This window comes from Rhodanobacter sp. PCA2, assembly GCF_013620825.1.
Lineage (GTDB): Bacteria > Pseudomonadota > Gammaproteobacteria > Xanthomonadales > Rhodanobacteraceae > Rhodanobacter_A.
Window position 1 is genome coordinate 26,318 of sequence record NZ_NJIC01000054.1, and the last position, 25,597, is coordinate 51,914.

The window sequence follows — 25,597 nt, forward strand, 5'->3', positions numbered from 1 at the left end:
CCCTGCCTATGCGGCCGCCAGCGCCTGCTCGATGTCGGCGATCAGGTCGTCCACGTGCTCGATGCCGATGCACAGGCGCACGAGGTCGACGCTGACGCCGGCGGCCTTCAGTTCCTCGTCGTTGAGCTGGCGATGCGTGGTCGTGGCCGGATGGCAGGCCAGGCTCTTCGCGTCGCCGATGTTCACCAGGCGCTTGATGATGGCGAGCTTGTCCATGAAACGCGCGCAGGCCTCGCGGTCGCCCTTGATGCCGAAATTGAACAGCGAGGAGGGAATGCCGCCGTCCATGTATTTCTGCGCCAGCGCATGGTCGCGATCGCCTTCGAGGCCCGCGAAGTTCACCCAGCCCACCTTGGGATGCGCCTTGAGGTATTTCGCGATGGCCAGCGCGTTCGCGCAATGACGCTCCATGCGCAGGGACAGCGTCTCGATGCCCTGCAGGATCAGGAATGCATTGAACGGCGAGATCGCGCCGCCGGTGTTGCGCAGCGCCACCGTGCGGGCGCGGGCGATGAACGCGGCGTCGCCGAAGTCGTCCACGTACACCACGCCGTGATAGGCGGGCTCGGGCGTGGAGAACTGCGGGAAGCGCGGGTTGCCGCGCCACGCGAACCTGCCTGAATCGACGACGATACCGCCGATGCTGTTGCCGTGGCCGCCGAGGTACTTGGTGAGCGCGTGCACGACGATGTCGGCGCCATGCTCGATCGGCCGGCACAGCGCGGGCGTGGGCACGGTGTTGTCCACCACCAGCGGCACGCCTTGCGCGTGGGCGACCCTGGCGATGGCCGCGAGATCGACCACGTTGCCGGCCGGGTTGCCGACCGATTCGCAGTAGACGAGCCTGGTCTTGTCGTCGATGGCGCGCGCGAAGGCATCCGGGTCGCGCGCATCCACCAGCCGCGCCTCGATGCCGAAATCGCGAAGCGTGTGGCGGAACAGCGTGTAGGTGCCGCCGTAGATCTGGCTGGTGGCCACGATGTTGTCGCCGGCCTTCGCCAGCGTCAGCACCGCGGCGGTGATCGCGGCCATGCCCGAGGCGAACGCGAGCCCGGCGAGGCCGCCTTCGAGCTGCGCCACGCGCTGCTCCAGCACGTCGGTGGTCGGATTCTGGATGCGCGTGTAGATGTTGCCGGCCACCTTGAGGTCGAAGAGGTCGGCGCCGTGCTGGGTGCTGTCGAAGTAGTAGCTGGTGGTCTGGTAGATCGGCACGGCCACCGAATGGGTCTGCGGGTCGCCGGCAAAGCCGCCGTGGATGGCGATGGTTTCGCGTTTCATGGGAGTCCTCGAAAGCTTTCCGGGAGCGCCGCATGCGGGATGCATGCGGCGACCATCCTGCACTCTAGTGCGATATCCGTGCACCGCGTCGGCGCGCGCATAGTCCGGTCGCTCATATCCACATGCCGGGACGCGCGGATGCGGGAGCGCGCCTCACGCCGGATGGAACGGCCAGAACCGCGGGATCAGCCACATCGACAGCGCGCAGAACATCGCGATCAGCGGGATGCCCACCTTCATGAAGTCGGTGAAGCGGTAGCCGCCGGCGTAGTACACCATGGTGTTGGTGGGATAGCCGACCGGCGTGGCGAACGAGGTGGCGGCGGCGAACGCGACCGCCACCACGAACGGGCGCGGGTCGGCGTGCACGGCGTGCGCCACGCTGGCGGCGATGCCGACCATCAGCACCACCGAGGGGTTGTGGCCCATCAGCTCGGTGAGCAGGGCGGTGAGCAGGTACACCATCAGCAGCGCGGCGAGCGGGCCGTGGTTGCCCACCAGCCCCATCCCGGCCTGCACCACGGCATGCGACAGCCCGGTGTTCTCGATCGCGGTGCCCAGCGGCAGGATCGCGCCGAGCAGCACGATGATCTTCCAGTCCATGCCTTCGTACACGTCCTTGCGGCCGAAGCAGCCGGTGAGCGCCATCGCCGCCGCGCCGCAGATCGCGGCCACCGGGATCGGCAGCCAGCGCAGGCCCGAGACCACCACCACGCCGGCCATGATCGCCGCCGCCACGATCGCCTTGCGCGACATGCGCCGCGCATCGTCGCGTTCGCTGAGCACGATGAAGGCGTCGTCGCCGCGCAGCTGCGGCATGCTGGCTTCGTCCACCAGCACCAGCAGCACGTCGCCCACCGCGAGGCTGACGTCGCTGAGCTTGTCGCGCAGCACCTGGCCGCGGCGGTGGATCGCCAGCGCCACCGCGTCGGGGCGGCGGCCGAGGTCGGTCTCGGCCAGCCGCCGGCCCTCGGCCAGGCTGGCCGGCGCCACCATGATCTCGGCGAGCACGCGCGGATGGTCGGCGTCGCGCACGTAGCGGCTCTCGGGCACGTTGCGCAGGTGGGCGCGGCGCTGGAATTCCTCGATCTTCTCCCAGTCGCCACGCACCAGCAGCACGTCGCCGGCCTCCATCTGCTGCGAGCGCGGCGACCACATGCGCCGCTCGCCGCGCAGCAGTTCCAGCGGATGCACGCCGTAGCGCTCGCCGAGTTGGGCGTCGCCGATGCTCGTGCCCACCAGCGGCGACTGCGCGGTGAGCACGAGTTCGGTGACGTACTTGCCTATCTCCACTTCCTCGATCTCGTCGGCATCGATGTGGCGCGGCAGCAGCCAGCGCCCCACCAGCATCAGGTAGACGATGCCGGCCACCGCCAGCAACGCGCCCATGCCGGTGAACTCGAACACGCCGAAGCCGGGCAGGCCGTGCTTCTGCGCCAGCGAATCGGCGAGCAGGTTGGACGAGGTGCCGATCAGGGTGCACACGCCGCCCATCTGCGCGGCGTACGCCATCGGCATCAGCACGCGCGCCGGCGAGGTGCCGGTGCGCTGGCACACGCGCAGCGCCAGCGGCAGGAAGGTGGCGACCAGCGCGATGTTCTTCACGAACGCGCCCAGCGGCGCGATCGCCAGCATCAGGGTGAGCGTGAGCAGCCATGGCCGGCGAATGCGCATCAGCAGCCGGCTGAGCGGCTCCAGCACGCCCGAGCGCTCGATGCCGATACTGAGCGCGAACATCGCCGCCACCGTCACCGTGGCCTCGTTGCTGAAGCCGGACAGCGCCTCCGCGGGACTGACGATGCCCAGCACCACCAGCGCCGCCAGCACCAGCAGCGCCACCAGGTCGATGCGCAGCTTCTCGCTGGCAAACAGCGCCATCGCCACCGCGACGATGGCCACCACCGCCCACGCCTGCCAGCTCATTCGGCGGCTTCCGCTCGAACGCGCGCCTGCGGCATTCCGTGTGATCTCGGCATCGTGGTCATCCTGGCGCACCCGGCATCGGTGCCAGGGGCATGCTACGCGACGGCGGCAGCGGCGCAAAACGCGGGCCTGCCGCATCCGGGCGATCCGGCGCAAAATGCGCGCATGAGCACCACCTCTCCCAGCAAGCCCGGCGGCGTCCGCCGACAACCCACCGTGGCGCTCGCGCTGGGCGCCGGCGGCGCCAAGGGACTGGCGCACATCGGCGCGATCGAGGAGCTGGAGGCGCAGGGCTACCGCATCACCGCGATCGCCGGCAGCTCGATGGGCGCGCTGATCGGCGGCGTGCATGCGATGGGCAAGCTGGACGTTTACCGCGACTGGGTCAGCGCGCTGGCCAAGCTGGACGTATTGCGGCTGGTGGACTGGACGTTTTCCGGCGGCGGCCTGATCAAGGGCGAGAAGATCATCGGCACGCTGCGCGGGCTGATCGGCGACGCATTGATCGAGGACCTGCCGCTGGCGTTCACCGCGGTCGCCACCGACATCGACCGCGAGCGCGAGGTATGGCTGTCGCGCGGCCCGCTGTTCGACGCGATCCGCGCCTCGATCGCGATCCCCACGCTGTTCCGCCCGCACCACCTCGACGGCCGCCGGCTGGTGGACGGCGGCCTGCTCAACCCGGTGCCGGTGACGCCGTTGATCCGCGAGCCGGCGGATTACCTGATGGCGGTGAGCGTGGATGGCGCGGCCATCGAACCGGTGCCGCCGCCGGCGCCGACCGGCGACGAAACCGCCGACGCGCCGGGCTACCGCCAGCGCATCGGCGCGTTCATCGGTCGCATGATCCCGCACGGCGGCAACGACGATCTGCCGCGCGAACCCGGCGCGCTGGAGCTGCTCACCCAGTCGATGGACCTGATGCAGGCGAACCTGTCGCGGCTGCGCCTCGCCGCCTACGAGCCGGACCTGCTGATCCAGCTGCCGCGCAACATGGCCAGTCCCTACGAGTTCTACCGCGCCCGCGAACTGATCGAGCTGGGCCGGCAACAGGCGCGCGAGGCGCTGGCGAACTGGCCGCAGGCGATCGCGCCCGAGCGCTGAGCGCTCAGCGCGGCCCGTGCGTGTGCAGCCAGTTTTCCAGGTAGGCCTTCATCACCACCGCGTTGTTGTGCTCCTCGTCGCGGGCGCCGTAGAGCAGGGTGACGGGATGCTTCGCGGCGCGTTCGGCCAGCGGTCGCCAGTACTCGGCGTGTTTGTCCAGCTCGCCGGCGTAGCGCTGGCGGAAGCCTTCCCAGCGCACCGGGTCGTGGCCGAACCACTGGCGCAGCGCGGTGGACGGCGCCAGCTCCTTGGCCCACAGGTCCAGCGGCACGTCTTCCTTCTTCAGCCCGCGCGGCCACAGGCGATCGATCAGCACGCGATAGCCGTCGGATTTCGCGGACGGCTCGTAGACGCGTTTCACGGCAATGCTCATGTCGCACTCCCCGATGGGAATGCATCCAAGCATACGCCCGCATCAGCGTGCGGGCGTGATGCAGGTCAGAGCTCTTCGACCTTCGTCACCTTGCCCCGGCGCATCAGCCACGCCACGCCGCGCAGGTCGGCCAGGCCCACCCACAGGCGGTCGAGCATGCCGTACTTGGACACGCCCGCGGTGCGCGGGCGATGGCCCACCGGCACGCTGGTGCTCTGGAAGCCGGCGCGCTTCACCAGCGCGGGCAGGTAGCGGTGCATGTGGTCGAAATAGGGCAGGCGCAGGAACACCTCGCGCTCGAACAGCTTGAGCCCGCAGCCGGTGTCGGGCGTGGCGTCCCTCAGCATGCGCGAGCGCACCGCGTTGGCGACCTTCGAGGAGATGCGCTTGTTGAAGCTGTCGCGCCGCGTGGTGCGCCAGCCGGCGAACAGCTTCACCCCGGGCGCCGCGGCGTCGCGGGCGGCGAGCAGTTTCGGGATGTCGGCGGGATCGTTCTGGCCGTCGCCGTCCAGCGTGGCGATCCACGTGCCGCGCGCCGCGCGCACGCCGTTCCACACCGCCGTGCTCTGTCCGCTGCGGGTGACGTGATGCAGCACGCGCAACTCGGGATGCTGCGCCTTCTGCGCATCGAGCACCGCGCGGCTGTCGTCGGCGGAGTCGTCGTCGACGTAGACCACTTCGTAGTCGAACTTGCCGCGCAGCGCAGCGGCGATCTCGGCGAGCAGCGGCGGGATGTTGTCGCGCTCGTTGAACACGGGTACGACGACGGAGAGCTGGGGCATGGGGCCGGTCCGGAAACGGTCAGTGGCCATTATCGCCGATGCGGGTGACCAGCGGAGAACGGCCCGGCGCCCCGCCGTTCGCCCTGAGCGCAGGCTCGCAGAGCCGAAGTCGAAGGGCTGCCCTTCGACTTCGCTTCGCTACGCTCAGGGCGAACGGGGCAACAAGGTGGGCACGGGAAACGGAGCAAACAGGTGGGGACGTGTTGCCTCAGCGCAACTTGCCGAGGATGCCTTCCAGCTCGTCGTTGCTGTGGTAGTGGATCACCAGCTTGCCGCGGCCGCCGCTGCCCGTGGCGACTTCCACGCGGGTGGCGAAGCGTTCGCCCAGTTCGCGCTCCAGCGCGTCGATGTTGGGATCGCGGGCGGGGGCGCGTTTGGCCTTGCCCCTGGGTTCGGCCTGGGCGCGGCGGGCGGCGTCTTCCAGTTCGCGCACCGACCAGCCCAGCGTCGCCGCCTGGCGGGCCAGCGGCACGGCGATGGTTTCGTCCAGGGTGAGCAGGCAGCGTGCGTGGCCCATCTCCAGCTTGCCCTCGTCGAGCAGCTTCTTGATGGCGTCGGGCATCTCGGTGAGGCGCAGCAGGTTGGTCACGGCGGCGCGCGAGCGGCCCACCGCGTCGGCGGCCTGCTGGTGGGTGAGCTCGAAGTCGCCGATCAGGCGCTTCAGCGCATCGGCTTCTTCCAGCGGCGTGAGGTCCTGGCGCTGGATGTTCTCGATCAGCGCCATCGCGGGCACCGCGACTTCCGGCACCTCCTTCACCAGCGCGGGAAGCTCGGCGAGCTGGGCGCGCTGGGCGGCGCGCCAGCGGCGTTCGCCGGCGATCAGCTCGTAGCTGTTGCGGCCGATGGCGCGCACCACCACCGGCTGGATCAGGCCCTGCGCCTTGATCGACGCGGCCAGCTCGTCCAGCGCCTCGTCGTTCCAGTGGCGGCGCGGCTGGTACTTGCCGGGCTGGATCTGCTGGATCGGCAGCGTGCGCAGCTCGCCTTCCTGTTCCAGCACCGGCGCGGCGGCGCCGTCGCCGCCCAGCAGCACGTCCAGCCCGCGTCCCAGTCCACGTTTCTTTGCAGCAGCCATTCCTGAGCCTCAATCCTGGTGGTTGGCGGCGGGGGCCTTGAGGCCCACGCCCAGCGGACCCGGCGCGGGCTGCGCGGGGACATCGGCCGGCTCGGGCGGCTCGGGCGCCCCGACCGGCGCCGGCGGCAGGCCGCGCTCGCGGCGGATGATCTCGCCGGCCAGGCCGATGTAGGCGATCGCGCCGCGCGAGCTGCGGTCGTACAGGTGGATCGGCTGGCCGTGGCTGGGCGCCTCGGCGAGCCGCACGTTGCGCGGGATGATCGAGCGCAGCACCTTGTCGCCGAAATGCGTGGTGAGCTGGGCCGAGACCTCGTTGCCGAGGTTGTTGCGCACGTCGTACATGGTGCGCAGCAGGCCTTCGATCTCCAGCTTCGGGTTCAGCCGCTGGCGCACCGCCTTGACCGTCTCCAGCAGGCTGGACAGGCCTTCCAGCGCGAAGTATTCGCACTGCACCGGAATCAGCACGCCGTCGGCGGCGGTGAGCGCGTTGAGCGTGAGCAGGTTCAGCGAGGGCGGGCAGTCGATCAGGATGGTGTCGTAGCGGCTGCCCACCGCGGCAAGCTGTTCCTTCAGCCGGTGCTCGCGCGCCAGCGTGTCCATCAGCTTCAGTTCGGCCGCGGTGAGGTCGCCGTTGCCGGGCAGCAGGTCGTAGTGGCCTTCGGTGGCGACCACGGCCTCGGCCGCCGTGGCCTCCTCCAGCAGCACCGCGCAGCCGTTCGGGCGCGCCGTGTGCTTGTCCACGCCGGAAGCCATGGTGGCGTTGCCCTGCGGGTCCAGATCGACCAGCAGCACGCGGCGCTTCGCCGCGGCCAGCGCCGCCGCGAGGTTCACTGCCGTGGTGGTCTTGCCGACGCCGCCCTTCTGGTTGGCGACAGCGATGATGCGTGCCATGTGGTCGATCGTGTGCGCGAAAGGGGACCTAGATTAGCAGCCGGATTCAGCTCGCGCTGCGGCCCAGCACCACCAGGCTGCGTTCGGCCTCCAGCCCCGGCACCGCCAGCGCGTGGATGCCGCGCAGCACGAAACCGGGCGGCACGCCGGGCAGTTCCTCGTCGGGCGCCCTGCCCTTCATCGCCAGCCAGATGCCGCCGGGCGCCAGCAGGTGGCCGCCCCAGGCCAGCATGTCGGCGAGGCTGGCGAAGGCGCGCGCGGTGATGCAGTCGAAGCTGCCCTCGACCTCCTCCACCCGCGACTGCACGGCGCGCACGCCTTCCAGCCGCAGCGCGCGGATCGCCTCGCGCAGGAAGCGCACCTTCTTGCCATTGGAGTCCACCAGCAGGATCTGCCGTCCTGGCGCGGCGATCGCCAGCGGGATGCCGGGCAGGCCGGGGCCGGTGCCGAGGTCGGCCAGGGTCCCGCCCTGCACGAACGGCAGGATCGCCAGCGAATCCAGCAGGTGGCGGGTGACCATCTCGGCCGGGTCGCGCACCGCGGTGAGGTTGTAGGCGGCGTTCCAGCGTTCCAGCAAGGCCTGGTAGTCCAGCAGGCGCTGCACCGCATCGGCGGGCAAGGCGAGGCCCAGCGTGGCGAGGCCCTGTTCCAGGCGTTGCTGCAGGGCGGCGCGGGCGGTCATGCGGAATCCTGTGGCGGGAATGGGCCGGGCAGTATCCGGCAGAATGGTCCTGGCGATCATCATCATCGCCACGGCCGCACGCCCCGGAAAAAGGAAAACCCGCCGGGTGGCGGGTTCAAGGCTTGCTTCGGCCCCTCACACGCGGCGCTCTCGGGCGGCCTGCGCGAATCCTGCTGAGGACTCAGGCGAAATCCAGCTCCACCCGGGTCACCATCACGCCGCGCGCGCGCAGCATGCCGTTGAGGCTCTGCTTGAGCTGCTGGCCCAGCGCGCGCCGGTCGTGCGCGGCCGCCTCGGCCTCGCCGTTCAACGCTTCCAGCGCGCCGCGGCGGATCAGCTGGTCGGCCTGTTCGATCACCGCGTCGGCCCGCTCGGGCTCCAGCACCTGCCAGTACACGGTGCCGCGCACGTCGCGCGCATCGGCCAGCGGTTCCTCGAAGCGCAGCACGCGCCCGCCCAGGTCGATGCGATGCCCGACCCGGTCCAGCAACGGCAACACCACGTGGGTGCCCGGCTGCAGCAGCCGCACCGGCTTGCCGTGGCGGTACAGGCTGTAGACCTGTCCGTCCGGCACATGCTTCACCGCCAGGACGGCAAGCGCGAGCAGACTGAGGGTGGTGGCGAGGATCAGGGCAAACATGATTTTGAAATCAGTGAGTTACATGTAAAATGTCGTGTGGGACTGCAGGTTGATGATACAGTCGTATGTGCCTGCGAAGATTAATCTTAATTTAACGACGATTCCACGCCACTTGCAAGTCCTTGTATCGCGGCGGTTTGTCGGTCCCGACTGGCTGCGGAAAGCCATGCATCGGCCGTACCAAATGGGCTGGCCGCAGGCGTGCACAGGGTGGTTCGGCGCCTGATTGGGCGGGCGGTCACGCCCCGGGTGTCGATCCGGTGCGTTTTTTCCGTATTCGGGCTGCCCTCGCGGACGGCTTCGCCGTGCCACGCGCCACGCCCCGGCCCGCGGGCCGGGGCAGATATGGACCCGTTGGGTCAGAACTTGCCGGCGCGGAAGTCGGCGATCGCCTCGTGGATCTGCTCGGGCGTGTTCATCACGAACGGTCCGTAGCGGGTGACCTGCTCGTTGAGCGGCCGGCCCGCGACCAGCAGCACCCGCGCCGGCGCCTCACCGCCGCCGATGCGCACGCTGTCGCCGGGCGACAGCACCGCCAGCTCGCTGCGGGCGAGCCTGTCGCCGGCCACCTGGGCATCCGCGCCGTCGAACACGTAGGCGAAGGCGTGATGCCCTTCCGGCAGCGGAACCTCGATCTGGGCGCCCGGTTCGACCGCGATGTCCAGGTACACCGGCGCGGTGACGATGCCGGCCACCGGGCCGGTGGCGCCGGCCAGCTCGCCGGCGATCACCTTCACGGTGACGCCCTCGGCCGGATGCACCACCGGGATGCGTTCGGGGCCGATGTCCTGGTAGCGCGGCGCGGTCATCTTGTCGCTGGCGGGCAGGTTCACCCACAGCTGGAAGCCCCACATCAGGCCGTCTTCCTGTTGCGGCATCTCCGAATGCAGGATGCCGCGCCCGGCGGTCATCCACTGCACGCTGCCGGCCACGAGGTCGCCGCGGTTGCCGTGGTTGTCGCCGTGCTGCATGTGGCCGGCCAGCATGTAGGTGACCGTCTCGAAGCCGCGGTGCGGATGCTCGGGGAAGCCGGCGATGTAGTCGTCGGCGCTGTCGGAGCGGAACTCGTCCAGCAGCAGGAAGGGGTCGAGCATGTCCAGCCCGGGCTGGCCGATGATGCGCTTCAGCTTCACGCCCGCGCCGTCGGCGGTGTCGATGCCGCGGATGCGGCGGATGATGCGGCGTTCGCTCATGGCGATGCTCCGGTGAGTTGATGCCGCCAAGATGCGCGCGTGCGGGGCGTTATCCAAGCCGCGCCGTCGGAACAGATTGTTTCGCTGTGCGAACCAGGAGGCCCGCGGGATGCTCTGACTTTGCTCGTCATCCCAGCGAAGGCTGGACAAGCGCAAAGCGCGCAGAACGCCCGCAGGGCGGCCCCGAAGGGGCGAGCGCAGCGAGTCATCCAGTGCCTGCAGGCCATGGAACACAAAGGCACTGGATGACCAGCTTCGCTGTTGTGAAGCGCCTCCTGCTTGACCGGCCCTTCGGCCGTTGAAAGCCGCAGGAATGACGGGGGGGCAGTCGATTAGTCGGACCTTCCCAAGCCAAGGCTGTGATTGATTGTCCAAAAAGCGCTTTCCGGCGCTTTTCGGACTCGCCCGGCCCGGCCGATGGCCGGCTCGGGCTCCGCCAGCCGATCGCTGAGCGATCGGCTGGCGTGGGGGTCATCCATGGCCCGCGGCTTTCGCCGTGGCTCAGTGCACCCAGTGTCCGCTGCGGTGGCGCGGCGGCGCGTTGTCGCCGCGGGGTTCGGGTTCGGTGTGTCGCTGCACCATCGCCTCGAGTTCCTCCTCGGTGACGGGCTTGGCCTGCCAGTACTGGCCCACGGCCTCGAGCACGGCGGGCACCTGGGCCAGGCACTCGTCGTATTCCTCGTCGCTGAGCTTCTCGAATTCGGCCTCGGAGCTGAGCACGCCGTCGTCCACCGCCAGCGCCATCACCGGGCCCAGCAGTTCCATCAGCTGGGGGTCGTCGGCGAGGCGGCTTTCCCACAGCACGGCGCGCAGGTCGATGCCGCGGCTGAAGCCTTCGCACCAGCCGGCGGCGGAGAGCTGCGGGCCGGTGTCGGTGTCGACCTCGCCCAGCACGGGCTCGTAGGCGTCCACGTCCAGCTCGGCGCTGATCGAGTCGTTGAGCTTGGCCAGCAGCTCCAGCACGCGGTTGCCTTCGGCCTCGTCGGCGAACGGCTCGTGCAGCACCTCGGGCAGCCATTCGTCCGGCAGCACCTGCAGCGGTCCCACCGCGAGCGCGCTGAGCAGGCCGTGCACGCCGTCCAGCAGCAGGCGGCCGTCCTCGCCGCTGGTGTGGGCGCGCAGGTAGCGGTCCAGTTCGTCGAGTTCGTTGTCGGTGAGGGAGCTGGGCCAGTCGGTCTTGCTAGTGTTCATCGAATATCCAGTTGCACGGTCACCGGCGTGTGGTCGGAGGGGCGCTCCCAGCGCCGCGGTTCCCGATCGATCGCCGCGGCGACGGCGGCGGGTTTCAAGGCGTCGCCGAGCAGGATCAGGTCGATGCGCAGGCCCATGTTGCGACGGAACGCGGCTTGCCGGTAGTCCCACCAGCTGTAGTGGCTGCCGTCGCTTTCGAACAGCCGGAAGCTGTCGTGCATGCCCAGGTCGGTGATCGCCTTCAGCGCGGCGCGCTCGGGCGGCGAGCACAGGATGTCCTCGCCCCAGGCGACGGGGTCGTACACGTCGCGGTCGTCCGGCGCGATGTTGAAGTCGCCCAGCACCACCAGGTGCGGGTGGCGCTCGATCTCGCGGGCGAGGAATTCGCGCACGCGCTCCAGCCAGTGCAGCTTGTAGGCGTATTTCTCGTCGCCCACCGCCTTGCCGTTGACCACGTAGAGGTCGACCACGCGCAGGCCGCCCACGCTGGCGGCGAGGATGCGCCGCTGCGGGTCGTCCAGCCCGGGAATGTCGGTGACCACGTCGGCGAAGTCGCCGAGCGCGTCGCGGGCGAGGATCGCCACGCCGTTGTAGGTCTTCTGTCCGGAAAACACCGCGCGATAGCCCGCGGCGGCCAGTTCGGCCGCGGGGAACTTCGCATCCTCCAGCTTGGTTTCCTGCAGCGCCACGATGTCCGGCTGCGCGTCCGCCAGCCACTGCGTCAGCTGCGGCAGGCGCACCTTCAGCGAGTTCACGTTCCACGAGGCGATCTTCATGCCGGCATTGTAAGTGCCTGTCCGTGATCTCCAAACCCCGCCGCCGCGGCCCGGGAGCGCCAGCGACGGGCGACGGGAAACCCCCGCGTAGCGGCCCGGGCCCGGGTTGCCGGTAGCTGAACCGCCCGTAACGCAGCCCGGCATCCGACGGGTTTTCCATGTAAGCTCGCCGTGGCAAGGGCCGGGGAGGACTCGGATTTCCTGCTCCATATTGCGGCCAGGCGCTCCGTCCGACCGCAAACCATTCATGTTTCAAAGGTATGTGTCATGTCGGAACGTCAGAGCGGTACGGTCAAGTGGTTCAACGACGCCAAGGGCTTCGGCTTCATCACCCCGGAAAGCGGTGAGGACCTGTTCGTGCATTTCCGCGCGATCCAGGGCAACGGCTTCAAGTCGCTGCAGGAAGGCGAGCGCGTCACTTTCGTGGTCACCAAGGGTCCGAAGGGCCTGCAGGCCGAGGAAGTGCAGAAGGCCTGAGCCTTCGGCACTCCGTCGCCTGGGAAAGCCCGCCGCAAGGCGGGCTTTTTCTTTGCGCGCCTGTCGGCATTGCAATCGCCGGCGCCGGCCTGCAGGCTGGCGGCATCGCCCATGGAGGTTGCCATGCTTGCCGACGATCTGTTGCTGCTCGCCCTCGACGACGAACGCGGCACGGTGCTGCCCCAGGCGGCGCTGGGCCTGCCGTATGGCCTGGCCGGCGGCGTGCTGATGGAGCTGGGCCTGCGTGGCCTGCTGCGGATGGACGGGGAAAAGCTGTCCGCCGTCGGCACGACCGGGGACGCGATCCTGGACGACGCCTTGCGCGACATCGAGGCCAGGCCCGGCAAGACCGTCGCGCACTGGATCGCCCGCCTCTCCGGCGGGTCGCCCGGACTGCGCCAGCGCCTGCTGGACCGCCTGGTGGCGCAGGGCACGCTGGAAAAGCGCGAGCAACGCATCCTGCTGCTGTTCCATCACACGGTGTATCCGGAGCGCGACGGACGCGTCGAGCACGACGTCCGCGCCCGCCTCGACGACGCGCTGCTGCACGGCGCGCGGCCGGATGCACCCATCGCGGCCTTGATCCATCTCGCCACGGCGTGCCAGCTGCTGGACGCGCTGTACCCGAAGGCGCAACACGCCGCGATAAAGGCCCGCGTCGCGCAACTCGACGATCCGCAACGCCTGGCGGCCGACAGCGTGGCGAACGCGGTCCAGCAGGCCCAGGCGGCCGCCGTCATGGCGGCGATGAGCGGCGCCATCGTCGCTTCCACCATCGCCGCGACGTCCGCGGCCTGTGCCGCCACCAGCGCGAGCTGCCACTGAAGGCGGCGCGGCAAGCCGTGGCGACCTGACGCGCTCAGCGCGTCATTCGAGCAGGCCGTGGCTGCGCAGCAGGGCCTCCGACTCGGGCTTGCGGCCGCGGAACGCGACGAAGCTTTCCAGCGCGGGGCGGCTGGCGCCCACGGACAGCACCTCGCGGCGGAAGCGTTCGCCGGTGGCGGGATCGATCACGCTGCCGCCTTGCTTCGCCGCGTCCTCGAACGCGCCGAACGCGTCGGCGCTGAGCAGTTCGGCCCACAGGTAGCTGTAGTAACCGGCCGCGTAGCCGCCCGCGAAGACATGCGAGAACGCATGCGGGAAGCGCTGCCACGCCGGCGGGTGCAGCACCGCCACCTGCTTGCGCGCCTCGCCCAGCACGGCCAGCGCGCGGGCGCCCCGCGCGGGGTCGTAGCCCAGGTGCAGGCTGAAGTCGAACAGCGCGAATTCCAGCTGGCGCACCAGGAACAGGCCGGCGTGGAAATGCCGCGCCGCCAGCATGCGCCGGAACAGCTCCTCCGGCAGCGTTTCGCCGGTCTGCCAGTGGCGCGCGAACAGGTCCAGCGCCTCGCGGTTCCAGCCGAAGTTCTCCATGAACTGGCTGGGCAGTTCCACCGCGTCCCACTCCACGCCGTCGATGCCGCCGATGGAGGGCAGGGCGATCTCGGTGAGCAGGTGGTGCAGGCCGTGGCCGAATTCGTGGAACAGGGTGAGCACGTCGTCGTGCGTCAGCAAGGCGGGCCGGCCCTCGGTGGGCGGCGCGAAGTTGCAGGTGAGGAAGGCCACCGGCAGCTGTTTCGCGTCGCCGTCGTCGAAGCGGGCGCGGCACACGTCCATCCACGCGCCGCCGCGCTTGCCGTTGCGCGCATAGAGGTCGACGTAGGCGCCGGCGAAGACGCGGCCGTCGGCGTCCTGCACGTCGTAGTAGCGCACGTCGGGATGCCACACGTCGACGCCCTCGCGCGGCGCAAGGCGGATGCCGTAGAGCTTGTGCACGATGGCCCACAACCCGTCGATCACCGCGGGCAGCGGGAAGTAGGGCTTGAGCTGTTCCTCGTCGAGGTCGTAGCTGCGCTGGCGCAGCTTCTCGGACGCGTAGGCCACGTCCCAGGGCTCCAGCATGTCCAGCCCCAGCTCGCTGCGCGCGAAATCGCGCAGCGTGGCCAGCTCGCGCTGCGCCACCGGCTTCGCGCGCGCGGCGAGGTCGTGCAGGAATTCCATCACCTCGGTGGGCGAGCCGGCCATCTTGGTGGCCAGCGATTCCTCGGCCGCGTTGGCGTAGCCGAGCAGCTGCGCGGCCTCGTGGCGCAGCGCCATGATGCGTTCGATGCGCGCGGAGTTGTCGTACTTGCCGGCGTGCGGGCCCTGGTCGGAAGCGCGCGTCTGGTAGGCCCAGTACACGCGCTCGCGCAGGCCGCGGTTGTCGGCGTAGGTGAGCACGGCCTGCACGCTGGGCTGCTTCAGCGTGACGAGGTAGCCGTCCAGGTCCTGTTCCTTCGCGTACTGGCGCAGCACCGCGCGGCCGGACTCGGGGATGCCGGCGAGGTCGCGCTCGTCGGTGACGTGCTCGTGCCAGGCATCGGTGGCGTCGAGCACCGCGTTGGAGAACTCGGTGGACAGCTTGCTGAGCTCCACGCCGATCTCGCGGAAGCGCGTGCGCGCGGGCTCCTCCAGCGCCACGCCGGACAGCCTGAAATCGTGCAGCGCATGTTCCACCAGCGCGCGCTCGGGCCGGCCCAGCGCGGCGAACGCGGGCGCGTCGGCCACGGCCTGCACGGCGGCGTAGAGCTGGCGGTTCTGGCCCTGTTCCAGGCCGTAGTCGGTGAGCTTTTCCTCGGCCGGGCCGTAGACCTCGCGCAGCGCGGGGCTGTCGGCCACCGAATGCAGGTGCGAGACCGGCGCCCAGGCGCGGGCGAGGCGTTGTTCCAACCGCTCCTGGCCCAGCATCACGTGCGCGAAATCGCGCGGCGCATCGGGTGCGGCGAGCGCCGCGATGGCGGCGCGGTCGTCGGCCAGCAGGGCGTCGATCGCCGGCGCCACGTGCCCGGGACGGATGCGGGAAAACGCCGGCAGCGCGTCGTCGGCCAGCAGCGGGTTGTCATGGTTCATGGAAGCTCCTTGTCGACGCGAAGCGTGGCGAGCGGACCGGGCGAAAGCAAGCACGGAGGCGTGACGGATTCAGCTGTCATGCCGGGGGCGTAGCATCCGCGGCATGTCGCCGACCGAGCTGGCCGAACTGATGGGTCGCACCGCGCTGTTCGCCCACCTGGGCGATGCGCAGCGTGCGGCGCTGGGCCGGCAGATGCGCTGGCTGTGCGTGCCCGGCGGGCAATACCTGTTCAAGGCGGGCGATCCGGCCGACGCGCTGTACCTGCTGCGCAGCGGCAGCCTCGGCGTGTTCGACGGCCCCACCACCCTGCTGCACCAGCTGGCGGCCGGCGAATGCGTGGGCGAGGCCAGCCTGCTCGGCGAGGACGGCCACCGCCTTTCCGTGCGCGCGCTGCGCGATTCCGAACTGCTGCGGCTGGACCGCAGCGCGTACGAGGCGCTGATCGAGCACCATCCCCGCGCGATGCTGGACGTGGCCCGCGTGGCGATGCAGCAACTGCTGCAGGACGGACAGCGCGACAGCACGCCGGACAAGCCGCGCACCTTCGCCATCCTGCCGGTGGACACCGGCGTGCCCGTGCGTCCGCTGGCGCTGCAGCTGGCGAAGGCGCTGGAGGCGCACGGCAGCTGCACGGTGATCGACGCCGAAGCGGGCGCCAACCGCGGCAGCGACTGGTTCGCCGAGCGCGAGGCCGAGGCACGCTTCGTGATCTACCTCGACAGCACCGGCGATGCGCTGTGGCGCCAGCGCTGCCTGCGCCAGGCCGACGTGCTGCTGCTGCCCGCGCTGGCCGCCAAGCCGGCACGGCCCTGGCCGGAGGCCGCGCCCGGCCATCCCTCGCGCGTGCGGCACCGCCCGCGCCACCTGCTGCTGCTGCACGCAGGGCGCCAGGTGCAGCTGGGCGTGGCGCAGCGCTGGCGCGCGCAGTTCAGCGGCGCGCTGCAGCATCACCACATCCGTGGCGAGGACGACGTCGCGCGCGTGGCGCGGCTGGCCAGCGGCCATGGCCGCGGCCTGGTGCTGGCCGGCGGCGGCGCGCGCGGACTGGCCCACCTCGGCGCGCTGAAGGCGCTGCGCGAGGCCGGCCACGTGTTCGACGCGGTCGGCGGCACCAGCATCGGGGCGATCATCGGCGCCGGCGTGGCGGACGGCTGGGATACGCCGACGCTGATGCGCAAGTACCACGCCGCCTTCGTGCGCGGCCGCCCGCTGTCGGACTGGACCCTGCCGCTGGTGGCGCTGACCCGCGGCCGCCGCGCCGCGACGCTGATGCGCGAGGTGTTCGGCGCGATCGACATCGAGGACCTGCCCACGCCGTTCTTCTGCGTCTCCACCAACCTCTCCGGCGCGGGCCGCGTGGTGCACCGGCACGGGCCGCTGTGGCTCTGGCTGCGCGCCTCCAGCGCGATCCCCGGCGTGCTGCCGCCGGTGCTGAAGCACGGCGAGGTCTACGTGGACGGCGCGCTGGTGGACAACCTGCCCACCGACGTGATGGCCGCCGACGGCCTCGCCCACATCACTGCGGTAAGCATCCGCGCCGACATCGAACTGCGCGGCGGCGTCGACGATTTCGCCACGCCGCCATGGTGGCGCCTGCTGCTGCAACAGCGCAGCGAACCGCGCTGGCCACGGCTGGTGTCCACGCTCACCCGCGCCGCGATGGTCAACAGCGAGGAGGCCGGCGAGCACTGCCGCGCGCTGGCGCAGCGGCTGATCACGCCGCCGCTGGAGCATGTCGGTTCGCTGGACTGGAAGGACTGGGAGAAAGCGGTGGAGGCGGGCTATCGAGAGACGATGCGCGTGCTCGAGGCGGAGCGCAGGTGACTCTTTCCGGGAGAGGGCCGGAGGAGAAGTTTCGGCCACCTCTGCGATTCCGCTTCGACCGCGCCCTCACCCCAACCCCTCTCCCGGAGGGAGAGGGGCTTTTCAAGGGAGAGGGGGTTTGGCGGTGCGGCTAGAATGAGGCGATGACTACCTTGCGCAGCTACAAGGGCATCGCGCCCGTCATCGGTGAACGCGTCTATGTCGACCCCGCCGCCAGCGTGATCGGCGACGTGGTGCTGGCCGAGGACGTGTCGATCTGGCCCGGCGCGGTGTTGCGCGGCGACGTGAATCACATCCGCGTGGGCGCGCGCAGCAACATCCAGGACGGCGCGATCGTGCACGTGGCGCACGCCGGCCGTTACGGTCCGGGCTTCCCCTGCCTGATCGGCGCTGACGTCACCATCGGCCACGCGGCGGTGGTGCATGCCTGCACCATCGAGGACGGCTGCCTTATCGGCATGCACGCCAGCGTGCTCGACGGCGCGGTGGTGAAGAAATACGGCTTCGTCGGCGCCGGCGCGCTGGTGCCGCCCGGCAAGGTGGTGGGCGAGCGCGAGCTGTGGCTGGGCAACCCGGCGAAGTTCGCGCGCCGGCTCAGCGACGAACAGGTCGAACAGCTGCTGTATTCGGCCGCGTATTACGTGCGGCTGAAGGACGACTACCTCGCCGGCTGAGCGTGCTCACTGCGCCGCGGCGGATGCCCCTTCGCGCTGCACCGCCATCGCCGCCGCCTCCTCCGCGTGCTTGCGGTCCAGCAGCCGTCGCTGGGCATCGAGGTAGCCGCCCAGCAGGGCGAGCTTGTAGTCGTTCGCGTGCAGTTCGTAGTGCGCCGGGTCGTACTTGTAGTTGCCGGCGTCGTAGGCGCGCAGCAACTGCAGCTCGCGCTGCGCGTCGTCGAGGTCGCCCGCGGTGATCGTCTGCTCCAGGTCATCGCAGGCCGGCTTGAACGCGTCGCGCAGCCTGGCGAGCGCAGTGCGGTTCTGCGGGTCCATCTGCAGCACGCTGAAGTAGAACTCGAATGCGTTGCTGCCCACCGGGGCCACGCGGCGCCCATCGCGCAGCGCGTCGGCCGCCAGGCCCAGCAGGATACCCACGCCGCTTTCGTCGTGCGCCGGCACCGCGCTGGCACGGGCATTCAAGCGCCACCAGCCGCCGCCGGCCACCAGCAGCAGCAGGACCAGAAGTCCGCCCAGCCATACCGGGCGGCGCGAAAAGAATGAAGCTAGACCTTGCATGATGCCCCCTGACCGGAACCGCGATCGCGGCCGTCCCCCCGGGGGGACGGCCGCGACCGTGGCGGCAAGCTAGCGGTGCATCATGTCAGTGCGATGACTTGCCCCGGCGCGGCCGGCGTTACTGGCTGTCGCCCTGGTCGGGGGAGCCGTCCGGATGGCTGAACCAGTTCACGCTGTTCTGCCCGTTCGGGCAGGACGAGCCGCTGCTCCAGGCGGTGACCACGCCCGCCGCCGAGCTGACGTTGGCGGCGTAGCAGCTGCCCAGCGTGTCGTGGTACGTGAACGCCTGCGAGCTGGACTGGCCGTCGTGGCCCACGAGGTTCCAGTTCGCGTCGTAGCGCAGCGTGTCGGTGCTGCCCAGCGTATTGCCGACCTGGTCGGTGAACTTCGCGATGCCGCCGCCGAACCCGCGCGAACGGACCAGGCGGTAACCCTGCTGCACCGAGGTGGCGATGTAGTTGTGGCCGTCCGCGGGCGCCTCCTGGTCGTAGTCCAGGTGGAACGGGTAGCTGACCTGCTGCTGGTACTGGCTGACGATGGCCGGGCCGATCTTGCTGCGGCTGGTGCTGCTCACCGTGGTGAGCTGGTCGGTCACCTGGCGGTAGGTGTTCGCGTTGATCGTGAAGGCCTGGGTGTCGGCAAAGCCCACGGCCTGGTTCACTGTGCTCTTCATCGGGCCGCGCGAGGTGTTGACGTTGCCCTCGATCACGAACTGCCGCGTGAGCCTGGTGGTGATGGCGCCGTTGCCGCTGCCGTCCAGCGTGCTGCCGATGGTCGGCACCGGCGGCTGCCCGACCAGGGTGTTGCGGGTCACGCTGCCGGTGACCTGCTGCGAACCCGCGTCCTGGAAGAGCAGCAGCGTCGCGGCGCCGGAGAAATAGTTGTTCGCGCCGACCACGCTCACCGACACCGTGTGCTGCGCGCCATCGCTGAGCATGCCGGCGAACGGGCTGAGATCGACCCGGTAGGGCATGAAGTTCAGCGTCTGCACGCCGGTGACCGGGCGCCACAGGTAGGGATCGACGCCGCCGCTGTAGACCCACGGATACACCGGCGCCACGCCGGCCGGCTGGCCGTCGATGCTGACCTCGGCCTCGCGGAAGTTGCCGCCGCCGCATTCCTGCACCTGGCCGGCGTACTGGTCGGGCACGCAGGTGTACCAGAACTCGTCGTCGTGCTGGCTCTGGGTGAACACGTCGAGATAGGCGCGCTCCACGTTGCGCGGCAGGCTCAGCGTCTTCGACATGCTGCTGGTGGAGCTGTCCAGCTCGGTGGTGCTGCCCACCGGATCGCTGCCCAGCGGGATCACCTGGTCGGGCACGCGCGGCGCGGGCGCCTGCGCCGAGGCCGGGTAGAACAGCAGCCGCGCGCTGCCGTGGTACACGCCGGTGTAGGTGCTGTCGACGGCGTTCCACAGGATCGCCTGGCCCTGGCTGGCGTTCCGGAACAGCGCGCTGTAGTCGGTGAGGTCGCGCTCCACGTGCCAGCTTTGCGGCTGGCTGTGCGACGGCTCCTCGGTGGTGCCGAAATACAGGTTCACGCCGTTCAGCCAGATCTCGGCGGTGCGGTCGTAGTTGCGGCCCGCGGTCACCGAGAAATCCGCCTCCAGCACCACCTTGGACCAGTGCGTGCCGCAACCGGCGGGTGGCGCGTAACCGTAGGGACGCGTGCCGAAATCGTTGAACACGTCGTTGGCGAACAACTGCACCACGCACGGCGTGCCCGCCGGACGCGGCACCGCCGGATCGGCGACCGTGACATTGGAAGAACCCACCGGACTGCTGCCCGCACCGGCGGCGAACGCATTGCAGCCAACCCATGACAACCCGGCGACGGCCAGGCAGCGACTGAACGTACTCATGCGCAACATGCGGTTATCCCTCGGCATGCAAGCCTGCATGCGACGCTCGCGCGTTCGCCCGACAAGCCTGGTCATCCCCTGCGGCACGCATGCTGGCACCGGGATTTTTAAACTGGGTCAAATTCGACTGCGCATTTTCTTGCGCAAATCTTCATCGATGCAGGCGCGATTTCCGCGGCGCGATCAGCCGTCGCGCAGCGACTGGTACACCGGCTCGGTGTCGGGGCGCGTGCCGTGCCACAGCGCGAACGCCTCGGCCGCCTGCTCCACCAGCATGCCCAGCCCGTCCCACGCATGGCGCGCACCCGCGGCCGTCGCCCAGGCGATGAAGCCGACCGCCGCGGCGCCGTAGGCCAGGTCGTAGCAGGACGCGCGCGCGCCCACCAGCGACATCGGCAGGTTCAGTCCGCCGCCCAGCACCCCGGCCGACGTTGCGTTGAGGATGAGGTCGTAGCTGCCGAGGTTCGCAAGATCGTCCCAGTAGCGCGTGTGCACGCGGGCGGGTTCGCCGATCGCGTCGGCCAGCGCGTCGGCGGTTTCCGGCGTGCGGTTGACGATGGTCAGCGTCTCCACGCCCGCATCCAGCAGCGCCCAGGCTGCGCTGCGCGCCGCGCCGCCGGCACCCAGCAGCAAGGCGTCGCGACCGCGCAGGTCGGCGCCGTGGCGCTCGGTGAGGTCGCGCAGCAGGCCGGCGCCGTCGGTGTTGTGCGCGGCGAGCCGGCCACCGGGCAGGGGGGAGAGCACGTTCGCGCTGCCGGCGCGCGTGGCCGCCTCGCTGCGTTCGTCCGCCAGCGCGAACGCGGCGCCCTTGTGCGGCAGCGTGATGTTCGCGCCCGCGCCGCCCGCGGCGAAGAACCCGCGCACCGCGGCGGCGAACGCCTCCGGCGTCGCGTCGATGGCGCGGTACTCCAGCGCGATGCCGGACTGCTGCGCGAAGGCCTGGTGGATGCGCGGCGACAGCGAGTGCGCGACCGGATGGCCGAACACGGCGAACTGGGATGGCTGGCTCATGCGGTGCTCCCGGTGTGGAAGCCCCATTGTAGGTGGCGGCACGCCACGCGCCGATCCGCCGCGCCGTCGCAGGCCGTGAGATGACGGCCACGCATGCTGCGTCCACCACCTGCGAGGACGCCGCCATGCGCAACCCCACCATCGACCGCCGCCGCCACGACCGCCTGCTGGGCATCGCCCTGGCATGGCTGGCCGGCGGCGGCGCGCTGCTGCTCACCACCCTGGTGCCGGCGCATACCGCGCTGCTGGGCTGGGCGCCGCTGCTGTGGCTGCTGGCGGCGCCGCTGGCGCTGCTGCTGATCCTCGAACCGGGCCTGCCGCGGCAGCTGCTGATGCATAGGCACGCGCGGCGCCGGTACTGATTCCATCTGGCAGTGGAACGGCCGCGACAGGCAGGTCGCGGTGGGTCGCCGGGCGCGGGAGCAGGATGCCTTGCGTCGCCCGGCAGCGTGAGGGAACACGCCAGCCGCCGGCTGTTGCAGGAAGGCAACGGCCGGCGCGGCCCGTTTGCGCGAGCGCAGCCGTGCCGGTGCGCCCTCAGGCGCCGATGCCCTGCCGCTTGCGCTCCATCCGGCGCAGGAATTCCTGCATCACGCGCAGGTACAGCTCGCTGCCCAGGTGCGCGTCCTCGACGCCGGCATCCACCGAGGGGTTGTCGTTGACCTCGATCACCACCGGCTTGTCGCCCACCTGCTTGAGGTCCACGCCGTAGAAGCCGTGGCCCACCGCGCTGGTGGCCTTGAGCGCCAGCTTCAGCACCTCGGGCGGCGCCTGGTCCACCGGCAGCGTCTCGAAGCCGCCGGATTTCGCGTCGCCCTTGGCGGCGTGGTTGTAGATCTGCCAGTGGCCGCGCGACATGTAGTACTTGCACGCGTACAGCGGCTCGCGGTTGAGCACGCCGATGCGCCAGTCGAACTCGGTGTACACGTATTCCTGCGCCAGCAGCAGCGCGCTGTGCTGGAACAGTTCGCTGCTGGCCTTGTCCAGCGCCGCCTCGTTCTCCACCCGCACCACGCCGCGCGAGAACGAGCCGTCGGGGATCTTCAGCACCAGCGGGTAGCCCAGCCGCGCGGCCACTTCCTTCATGCCCTTGCTGTCGTCGCGGTAGAGGATCTCGGTGCGCGGCACCGCGAGCTTGCGCGAGACCATCAGGTCGTTGAGGAAGATCTTGTTCGTGCAGCGCAGGATCGAGGTCGGATCGTCGATCACCACCATGCCTTCCTTCTCCGCGCGGTGGGCGAAGCGGTAGGTGTGGTTGTCGCTGGCGGTGGTCTCGCGGATGAACAGGCCGTCGTACTCGGCGAGGCGCTGGTAGTCGTTCTTGCCGATCGTGTCGACCTCGATGCCGAGTTCCTTGCCGGCGGCGACGAAAGCTTTCAGCGCCTTCTTGTTCGACGGCGGCATCTGCTCGTTGGGGTCGACCAGCATCGCCAGGTCGTAGCGGTACAGCTTGCGCGCGCGCGGCTTGCGCCACAGCTTGCGCGAGAAGCGGTCAAGCTCCTCGGCGAACGCATCTTCCTGGGCGTCGTCCAGCGTGTGCAGGCCCACCGGCTTGATCGAGCTGACCTGCCACACGCGGTCGCGCTCGAACTCGATGCGCAGCAGCGGGCAGGGAAAGGATTCGAACACCTGCCGCGCCAGGTCCTGCAGCGCGGGGTAGGCGGTCTCGCCGAAGTAGACCAGGATGCCGAAGTCGGTGGTGTCACGTCCGCCCGCGGGCAGGAAGTGGGTGAGCTTCTGGTTGAGGTCCTCGATGTCCACGCCGTACAGCGAGCGCCGGCGCAGGTCGTTCACCGTGCGCACCGACGGCATCACCCGGTGCCCGCGCGCCTCGGCCAGCAGCGACACGTAGTAGCCGGTGCCCAGGTACTTGTAGCTGCGGCAGAGGTTGAGGACGTGGGTGCGTTCGTCGTCGGCGCCCGCCGGCTCGCGCAGGTAGTCCATGGCGCTGACCACGTCCACGGACGGGTAGTAGGAGCCCCAGTCGGAGGCTTTCTCGACCACGATGACCAGACGGGCCATGTCACCACTCAGGCTTGCGATTGCGGGGGGAAACGCCCTGCGCACAGGGCGGCGGGGACGCGCGAGCGCGCAGTGTCGCATGCCGCGGGCCGCGGCAATGAACCTTTTCTGAGTGCCCGCGCCGCGCCGCGATTGCCGCCCCGGCGCCCGGGCACTACAGTCCGCCCGGCTTGCCGCCGGGCCGGCGCCTTTCGGGCGCCGCCCGGCGGCTTGCATCGCCCGATTCCAGGAAGCCCTCCCCATGCCGACGGCCAACATGCGCATCCGCTCCGCCGAGCTTTCCGACCTCGACGACCTGGTGGCGCTGGAGCATCACAGCTTCGAGAGCGACCGGCTGAGCCGCGCGCAATTCCGCCGCCACCTCGACAGCGACAGCGCGAAGGTGCTGGTGGCCAGCACCGGGCCGCACCGTTTCCTCGGCACCGTGGTGCTGTTCTTCCGCAAGCGCAGCGGCGTGGCGCGGCTGTATTCGATCGCCACCCACCACGAGGCGCGCGGCCAGGGCGTGGGCAGCGCCCTGCTCGACGCCGCCGAACAACTGGCGCGCCGCCGGCGCTGCCGCGCGCTGCGGCTGGAAGTGCGCACCGACAACCCCGGCGCCGTGCGCCTGTACGAGCGACTGGGCTACCGCCGCATCGGCCATGCCGCGGGCTACTACGAGGACGGCGCCGACGCCTGGCGCTACGAGAAGCTGCTGGTGGCGCAGGCCGCCTGACAGGGCCTGCGAGCTTGCCGCGCAGGCGGCGAGAGCGGGTTTCCGTTCACCATCGACTGCCTTGCTCGTCATCCCAGCGGCTTTCAACGGCCGAAGGGCCGGTCAAGCCGGACAAGCGCAAAGCGCGCAGAGCGCCCACGGGCGGCCCCGAAGGGGCGAGCGCAGCGAGTCATCCAGTGCCTGCACGCCGGAACACCAAGACACTGGATGACCAGCTTCGCTGTTGTGAAGCGCCTCCTGCTTGACCGGCCCTTCGGCCGTTGAAAGCCGCAGGAATGACGAGCGAAATCAGACCAGTCTTGTGCGCGCGCGATGCGGCTACCGACCCAGCGGCGCGCTGATGCGCTGCTGCGTGGCCGCATCCGGCCGCGCCACCAGCGCACCGCTGCGCGTGAGGCTGACGCTGTAGTGGCCGCCGTCCACCAGCGGCAGGAAGGTGCCGCTGCCGTAGACCGCGTCCACCATCGGCAATGCGCGCGGATACTGCCGGTGCAGGTCGAGCAGGTCGAAGCCGTCGGCGGAACCGAGGCCGGTCACGGTGCGCGGTGCGCTCGCTTCCCGGGCGGGATCGTCGTAGCGGCCGTCGATGCGGTCCAGCCGGTACAGCGGCGGCAGCCCGGCGAGCAGGGCAGGCAGTTTCCACCGCAGCACCACCGCCTCGACGCGCCAGTCGTCGCCAGCCAGCTGCAGCTGGCGCGTGTCGCCGTCGGGCCACGACAGCGTGACGGCCCAGCGCTGCGGCGAAAGGATGCGCGCGTCGATCTCCACCACCGGGGTTTCCTCGCCCAGCAGCCGATAGCCGCGCAGCGCCCAGCCGCCCGCACCCAGCAGCACGGCCAGCGCGAAACACGCCACGCACAGCAATCCATGCCAGCACGCGGCCAGCCGCGCACCGGCATCGAGGCGGCGCCGCAGCGTCAGCAGTTGCAGCAGGCTCAGCAGCAGCAGGACCGCCGCCAGCACGAGCAGCGCCGTGACGGGCAGGCGCAGCAGCTCGATCAGGTTCATCGGGATTTCCGCGGGGAAGGCCCGCGCATGATAAGCCGCACCCGCACGCTCGCTATACTGCGTGCGTCATCGGCGCCTGCGGTGCCGTCCCGCCCATTCCCCCAGGCAATCCACGGGTACCCGACCATGCGCCGTCCGCTGCTGCTGCCGCTCTGCCTCGTCACCCTCGCGCTTGCCGGCTGCGGCAACAAGGGCCCGCTGTACATGCCGGACAATCCGCATCCGCCGGTGTACGTGCCGCCCAAGGCCCAGCCCGCGCCGGCCGCCACCCAGGCGGCGCCGGCTCCCGCGGCCAGCAGCGCCACGCACTGAGCGCTGGCGGATGCTGCGCTTTTCCAAGATGCACGGCCTCGGCAACGACTTCGTCGTGCTGGACTGCCGCGCAACGCCGTTCGCGCTGGACGTGGCCGGCATCCGCGCGCTGGCCGACCGCCACACCGGCGTGGGCTTCGACCAGTTGCTCAGCGTGGAGCCGGCGCGCGATCCGTCCTGCGCGTTCCATTACGGCATCTGGAACACCGACGGCTCGCCCTCGGGCCAGTGCGGCAACGGCGTGCGTTGCGTGGCCGCATGGCTGCATCGCGCCGGCGTGCTGGCGCGATGCAGC

The 25,597-nt window shown here is 70.2% G+C and carries 25 protein-coding genes and 1 pseudogene; 9 read left to right on the forward strand and 17 right to left on the reverse strand.

Features of this window, described 5'->3' with window-relative positions; genetic code table 11:
* Positions 1–6 precede the first annotated feature (6 nt).
* Together PCA_RS16765 and PCA_RS16770 are read right to left on the reverse strand one after the other, a co-directional pair.
* On the reverse strand, positions 7–1,278 hold the full coding sequence (locus PCA_RS16765) for an O-acetylhomoserine aminocarboxypropyltransferase/cysteine synthase family protein (protein WP_181303762.1): 1,272 nt from the start codon (positions 1,276–1,278) through the stop codon (positions 7–9).
* A 153-nt stretch (positions 1,279–1,431) separates the two neighbouring features.
* Positions 1,432–3,201 carry an SLC13 family permease gene (locus PCA_RS16770; protein WP_181303763.1) on the reverse strand — a complete coding sequence of 590 codons (1,770 nt, stop codon included), beginning with the start codon at positions 3,199–3,201 and terminating at the stop codon, positions 1,432–1,434.
* Between the two features lie 165 nt (positions 3,202–3,366).
* Between PCA_RS16770 and PCA_RS16775 the strand changes: the two genes are divergently transcribed.
* The gene (locus PCA_RS16775; protein ID WP_181303764.1) at positions 3,367–4,305 is read left to right on the forward strand and encodes a patatin-like phospholipase family protein; all 939 of its coding nucleotides are present in this window, start codon (positions 3,367–3,369) and stop codon (positions 4,303–4,305) included.
* A gap of 4 nt (positions 4,306–4,309) precedes the next feature.
* On the opposite strand, the gene PCA_RS16780 is transcribed toward PCA_RS16775, so the two are convergent.
* The 9 genes from PCA_RS16780 to xth all read right to left on the reverse strand — a co-directional run bounded on the left by PCA_RS16780 (position 4,310) and on the right by xth (position 11,908).
* A complete protein-coding gene (locus PCA_RS16780) occupies positions 4,310–4,678 on the reverse strand; it encodes a DUF488 domain-containing protein (RefSeq protein WP_181303765.1) in 369 nt (122 codons plus the stop codon).
* 65 nt (positions 4,679–4,743) lie between these two features.
* Positions 4,744–5,460, reverse strand: a complete 717-nt coding sequence (locus tag PCA_RS16785; protein ID WP_181303766.1) for a glycosyltransferase — start codon at positions 5,458–5,460, stop codon at positions 4,744–4,746.
* Between the two features lie 208 nt (positions 5,461–5,668).
* Positions 5,669–6,535 (reverse strand): ParB/RepB/Spo0J family partition protein, encoded by an 867-nt coding sequence (locus tag PCA_RS16790; RefSeq protein WP_181303767.1) that lies wholly within the window; start codon positions 6,533–6,535, stop codon positions 5,669–5,671.
* Between the two features lie 9 nt (positions 6,536–6,544).
* A complete protein-coding gene (locus PCA_RS16795) occupies positions 6,545–7,426 on the reverse strand; it encodes a ParA family protein (protein ID WP_181303768.1) in 882 nt (293 codons plus the stop codon).
* 46 nt (positions 7,427–7,472) lie between these two features.
* Positions 7,473–8,108 (reverse strand): 16S rRNA (guanine(527)-N(7))-methyltransferase RsmG, encoded by a 636-nt coding sequence (rsmG, locus tag PCA_RS16800; RefSeq protein ID WP_181303769.1) that lies wholly within the window; start codon positions 8,106–8,108, stop codon positions 7,473–7,475.
* Between the two features lie 181 nt (positions 8,109–8,289).
* Entirely contained in the window at positions 8,290–8,748 is a 459-nt protein-coding gene (locus PCA_RS16805; RefSeq protein WP_181303770.1) for an SPFH domain-containing protein, read from the reverse strand.
* Positions 8,749–9,107: 359 nt separating this feature from the next.
* Entirely contained in the window at positions 9,108–9,941 is an 834-nt protein-coding gene (locus PCA_RS16810; protein ID WP_181303771.1) for a pirin family protein, read from the reverse strand.
* 501 nt (positions 9,942–10,442) lie between these two features.
* A complete protein-coding gene (locus PCA_RS16815; RefSeq protein WP_181303772.1) occupies positions 10,443–11,132 on the reverse strand; it encodes a YecA family protein in 690 nt (229 codons plus the stop codon).
* Positions 11,129–11,908: an exodeoxyribonuclease III gene (xth, locus tag PCA_RS16820; RefSeq protein WP_181303773.1), complete on the reverse strand. Its 780-nt coding sequence runs from the start codon at positions 11,906–11,908 to the stop codon at positions 11,129–11,131. Before xth ends, PCA_RS16815 begins: the two co-directional genes overlap by 4 nt.
* 267 nt (positions 11,909–12,175) lie before the next feature.
* Between xth and PCA_RS16825 the strand changes: the two genes are divergently transcribed.
* A complete protein-coding gene (locus PCA_RS16825; RefSeq protein ID WP_077480516.1) occupies positions 12,176–12,385 on the forward strand; it encodes a cold-shock protein in 210 nt (69 codons plus the stop codon).
* A gap of 123 nt (positions 12,386–12,508) precedes the next feature.
* A complete protein-coding gene (locus PCA_RS16830; RefSeq protein WP_181303774.1) occupies positions 12,509–13,210 on the forward strand; it encodes a GPP34 family phosphoprotein in 702 nt (233 codons plus the stop codon).
* Between the two features lie 42 nt (positions 13,211–13,252).
* On the opposite strand, the gene PCA_RS16835 is transcribed toward PCA_RS16830, so the two are convergent.
* The gene (locus PCA_RS16835; protein ID WP_181303775.1) at positions 13,253–15,313 is read right to left on the reverse strand and encodes a M3 family metallopeptidase; all 2,061 of its coding nucleotides are present in this window, start codon (positions 15,311–15,313) and stop codon (positions 13,253–13,255) included.
* Between the two features lie 103 nt (positions 15,314–15,416).
* On the opposite strand from PCA_RS16835, the gene PCA_RS16840 reads away from it, so the two are divergent.
* Positions 15,417–17,138: a patatin-like phospholipase family protein gene (locus tag PCA_RS16840; RefSeq protein ID WP_181303776.1), complete on the forward strand. Its 1,722-nt coding sequence runs from the start codon at positions 15,417–15,419 to the stop codon at positions 17,136–17,138.
* Between the two features lie 143 nt (positions 17,139–17,281).
* Complete coding sequence (locus PCA_RS16845) at positions 17,282–17,812, forward strand: gamma carbonic anhydrase family protein (RefSeq protein WP_181303777.1); 531 nt, start codon at positions 17,282–17,284, stop codon at positions 17,810–17,812.
* Between the two features lie 6 nt (positions 17,813–17,818).
* On the opposite strand, the gene PCA_RS16850 is transcribed toward PCA_RS16845, so the two are convergent.
* The 3 genes from PCA_RS16850 to aroE all read right to left on the reverse strand — a co-directional run bounded on the left by PCA_RS16850 (position 17,819) and on the right by aroE (position 21,245).
* Positions 17,819–18,373 (reverse strand): hypothetical protein, encoded by a 555-nt coding sequence (locus PCA_RS16850; protein ID WP_255436940.1) that lies wholly within the window; start codon positions 18,371–18,373, stop codon positions 17,819–17,821.
* A gap of 118 nt (positions 18,374–18,491) precedes the next feature.
* Positions 18,492–20,234, reverse strand: a complete 1,743-nt coding sequence (locus PCA_RS16855) for a peptide-N4-asparagine amidase (RefSeq protein WP_181303778.1) — start codon at positions 20,232–20,234, stop codon at positions 18,492–18,494.
* A gap of 183 nt (positions 20,235–20,417) precedes the next feature.
* Complete coding sequence (gene aroE / locus PCA_RS16860) at positions 20,418–21,245, reverse strand: shikimate dehydrogenase (protein WP_181303779.1); 828 nt, start codon at positions 21,243–21,245, stop codon at positions 20,418–20,420.
* Between the two features lie 80 nt (positions 21,246–21,325).
* Here aroE and PCA_RS16865 point away from each other — a divergent pair, with 80 nt between their 5' ends.
* Entirely contained in the window at positions 21,326–21,607 is a 282-nt protein-coding gene (locus PCA_RS16865; protein WP_343204546.1) for a hypothetical protein, read from the forward strand.
* Between the two features lie 175 nt (positions 21,608–21,782).
* Here the strand turns inward: PCA_RS16865 and PCA_RS16870 are convergent, their stop codons facing one another.
* Complete coding sequence (locus PCA_RS16870) at positions 21,783–23,267, reverse strand: RimK family protein (RefSeq protein ID WP_181303780.1); 1,485 nt, start codon at positions 23,265–23,267, stop codon at positions 21,783–21,785.
* A gap of 241 nt (positions 23,268–23,508) precedes the next feature.
* Here PCA_RS16870 and PCA_RS16875 point away from each other — a divergent pair, with 241 nt between their 5' ends.
* Positions 23,509–23,982, forward strand: coding sequence for an N-acetyltransferase (locus PCA_RS16875; protein WP_181303781.1), 474 nt, complete (start codon positions 23,509–23,511; stop codon positions 23,980–23,982).
* A 318-nt stretch (positions 23,983–24,300) separates the two neighbouring features.
* On the opposite strand, the gene PCA_RS16880 is transcribed toward PCA_RS16875, so the two are convergent.
* Entirely contained in the window at positions 24,301–24,990 is a 690-nt protein-coding gene (locus PCA_RS16880; RefSeq protein ID WP_181303782.1) for a hypothetical protein, read from the reverse strand.
* Positions 24,991–25,116: 126 nt separating this feature from the next.
* Here PCA_RS16880 and PCA_RS16885 point away from each other — a divergent pair, with 126 nt between their 5' ends.
* The gene (locus PCA_RS16885) at positions 25,117–25,302 is read left to right on the forward strand and encodes a lipoprotein (RefSeq protein WP_181303783.1); all 186 of its coding nucleotides are present in this window, start codon (positions 25,117–25,119) and stop codon (positions 25,300–25,302) included.
* A gap of 10 nt (positions 25,303–25,312) precedes the next feature.
* Positions 25,313–25,597, forward strand: a pseudogene (locus tag PCA_RS17730) (diaminopimelate epimerase); the annotation flags it as partial.

Coding starts and splice junctions, on each gene's coding strand:
- PCA_RS16765 (WP_181303762.1), bottom strand. CDS start 1,278: ATGAAACGCGAAACCATCGCCATCCACGGCGGCTTTGCCGGCGACCCG.
- PCA_RS16770 (WP_181303763.1), bottom strand. CDS start 3,201: ATGAGCTGGCAGGCGTGGGCGGTGGTGGCCATCGTCGCGGTGGCGATG.
- PCA_RS16775 (WP_181303764.1), top strand. CDS start 3,367: ATGAGCACCACCTCTCCCAGCAAGCCCGGCGGCGTCCGCCGACAACCC.
- PCA_RS16780 (WP_181303765.1), bottom strand. CDS start 4,678: ATGAGCATTGCCGTGAAACGCGTCTACGAGCCGTCCGCGAAATCCGAC.
- PCA_RS16785 (WP_181303766.1), bottom strand. CDS start 5,460: ATGCCCCAGCTCTCCGTCGTCGTACCCGTGTTCAACGAGCGCGACAAC.
- PCA_RS16790 (WP_181303767.1), bottom strand. CDS start 6,535: ATGGCTGCTGCAAAGAAACGTGGACTGGGACGCGGGCTGGACGTGCTG.
- PCA_RS16795 (WP_181303768.1), bottom strand. CDS start 7,426: ATGGCACGCATCATCGCTGTCGCCAACCAGAAGGGCGGCGTCGGCAAG.
- rsmG (WP_181303769.1), bottom strand. CDS start 8,108: ATGACCGCCCGCGCCGCCCTGCAGCAACGCCTGGAACAGGGCCTCGCC.
- PCA_RS16805 (WP_181303770.1), bottom strand. CDS start 8,748: ATGTTTGCCCTGATCCTCGCCACCACCCTCAGTCTGCTCGCGCTTGCC.
- PCA_RS16810 (WP_181303771.1), bottom strand. CDS start 9,941: ATGAGCGAACGCCGCATCATCCGCCGCATCCGCGGCATCGACACCGCC.
- PCA_RS16815 (WP_181303772.1), bottom strand. CDS start 11,132: ATGAACACTAGCAAGACCGACTGGCCCAGCTCCCTCACCGACAACGAA.
- xth (WP_181303773.1), bottom strand. CDS start 11,908: ATGAAGATCGCCTCGTGGAACGTGAACTCGCTGAAGGTGCGCCTGCCG.
- PCA_RS16825 (WP_077480516.1), top strand. CDS start 12,176: ATGTCGGAACGTCAGAGCGGTACGGTCAAGTGGTTCAACGACGCCAAG.
- PCA_RS16830 (WP_181303774.1), top strand. CDS start 12,509: ATGCTTGCCGACGATCTGTTGCTGCTCGCCCTCGACGACGAACGCGGC.
- PCA_RS16835 (WP_181303775.1), bottom strand. CDS start 15,313: ATGAACCATGACAACCCGCTGCTGGCCGACGACGCGCTGCCGGCGTTT.
- PCA_RS16840 (WP_181303776.1), top strand. CDS start 15,417: ATGTCGCCGACCGAGCTGGCCGAACTGATGGGTCGCACCGCGCTGTTC.
- PCA_RS16845 (WP_181303777.1), top strand. CDS start 17,282: ATGACTACCTTGCGCAGCTACAAGGGCATCGCGCCCGTCATCGGTGAA.
- PCA_RS16850 (WP_255436940.1), bottom strand. CDS start 18,373: ATGCAAGGTCTAGCTTCATTCTTTTCGCGCCGCCCGGTATGGCTGGGC.
- PCA_RS16855 (WP_181303778.1), bottom strand. CDS start 20,234: ATGAGTACGTTCAGTCGCTGCCTGGCCGTCGCCGGGTTGTCATGGGTT.
- aroE (WP_181303779.1), bottom strand. CDS start 21,245: ATGAGCCAGCCATCCCAGTTCGCCGTGTTCGGCCATCCGGTCGCGCAC.
- PCA_RS16865 (WP_343204546.1), top strand. CDS start 21,326: ATGACGGCCACGCATGCTGCGTCCACCACCTGCGAGGACGCCGCCATG.
- PCA_RS16870 (WP_181303780.1), bottom strand. CDS start 23,267: ATGGCCCGTCTGGTCATCGTGGTCGAGAAAGCCTCCGACTGGGGCTCC.
- PCA_RS16875 (WP_181303781.1), top strand. CDS start 23,509: ATGCCGACGGCCAACATGCGCATCCGCTCCGCCGAGCTTTCCGACCTC.
- PCA_RS16880 (WP_181303782.1), bottom strand. CDS start 24,990: ATGAACCTGATCGAGCTGCTGCGCCTGCCCGTCACGGCGCTGCTCGTG.
- PCA_RS16885 (WP_181303783.1), top strand. CDS start 25,117: ATGCGCCGTCCGCTGCTGCTGCCGCTCTGCCTCGTCACCCTCGCGCTT.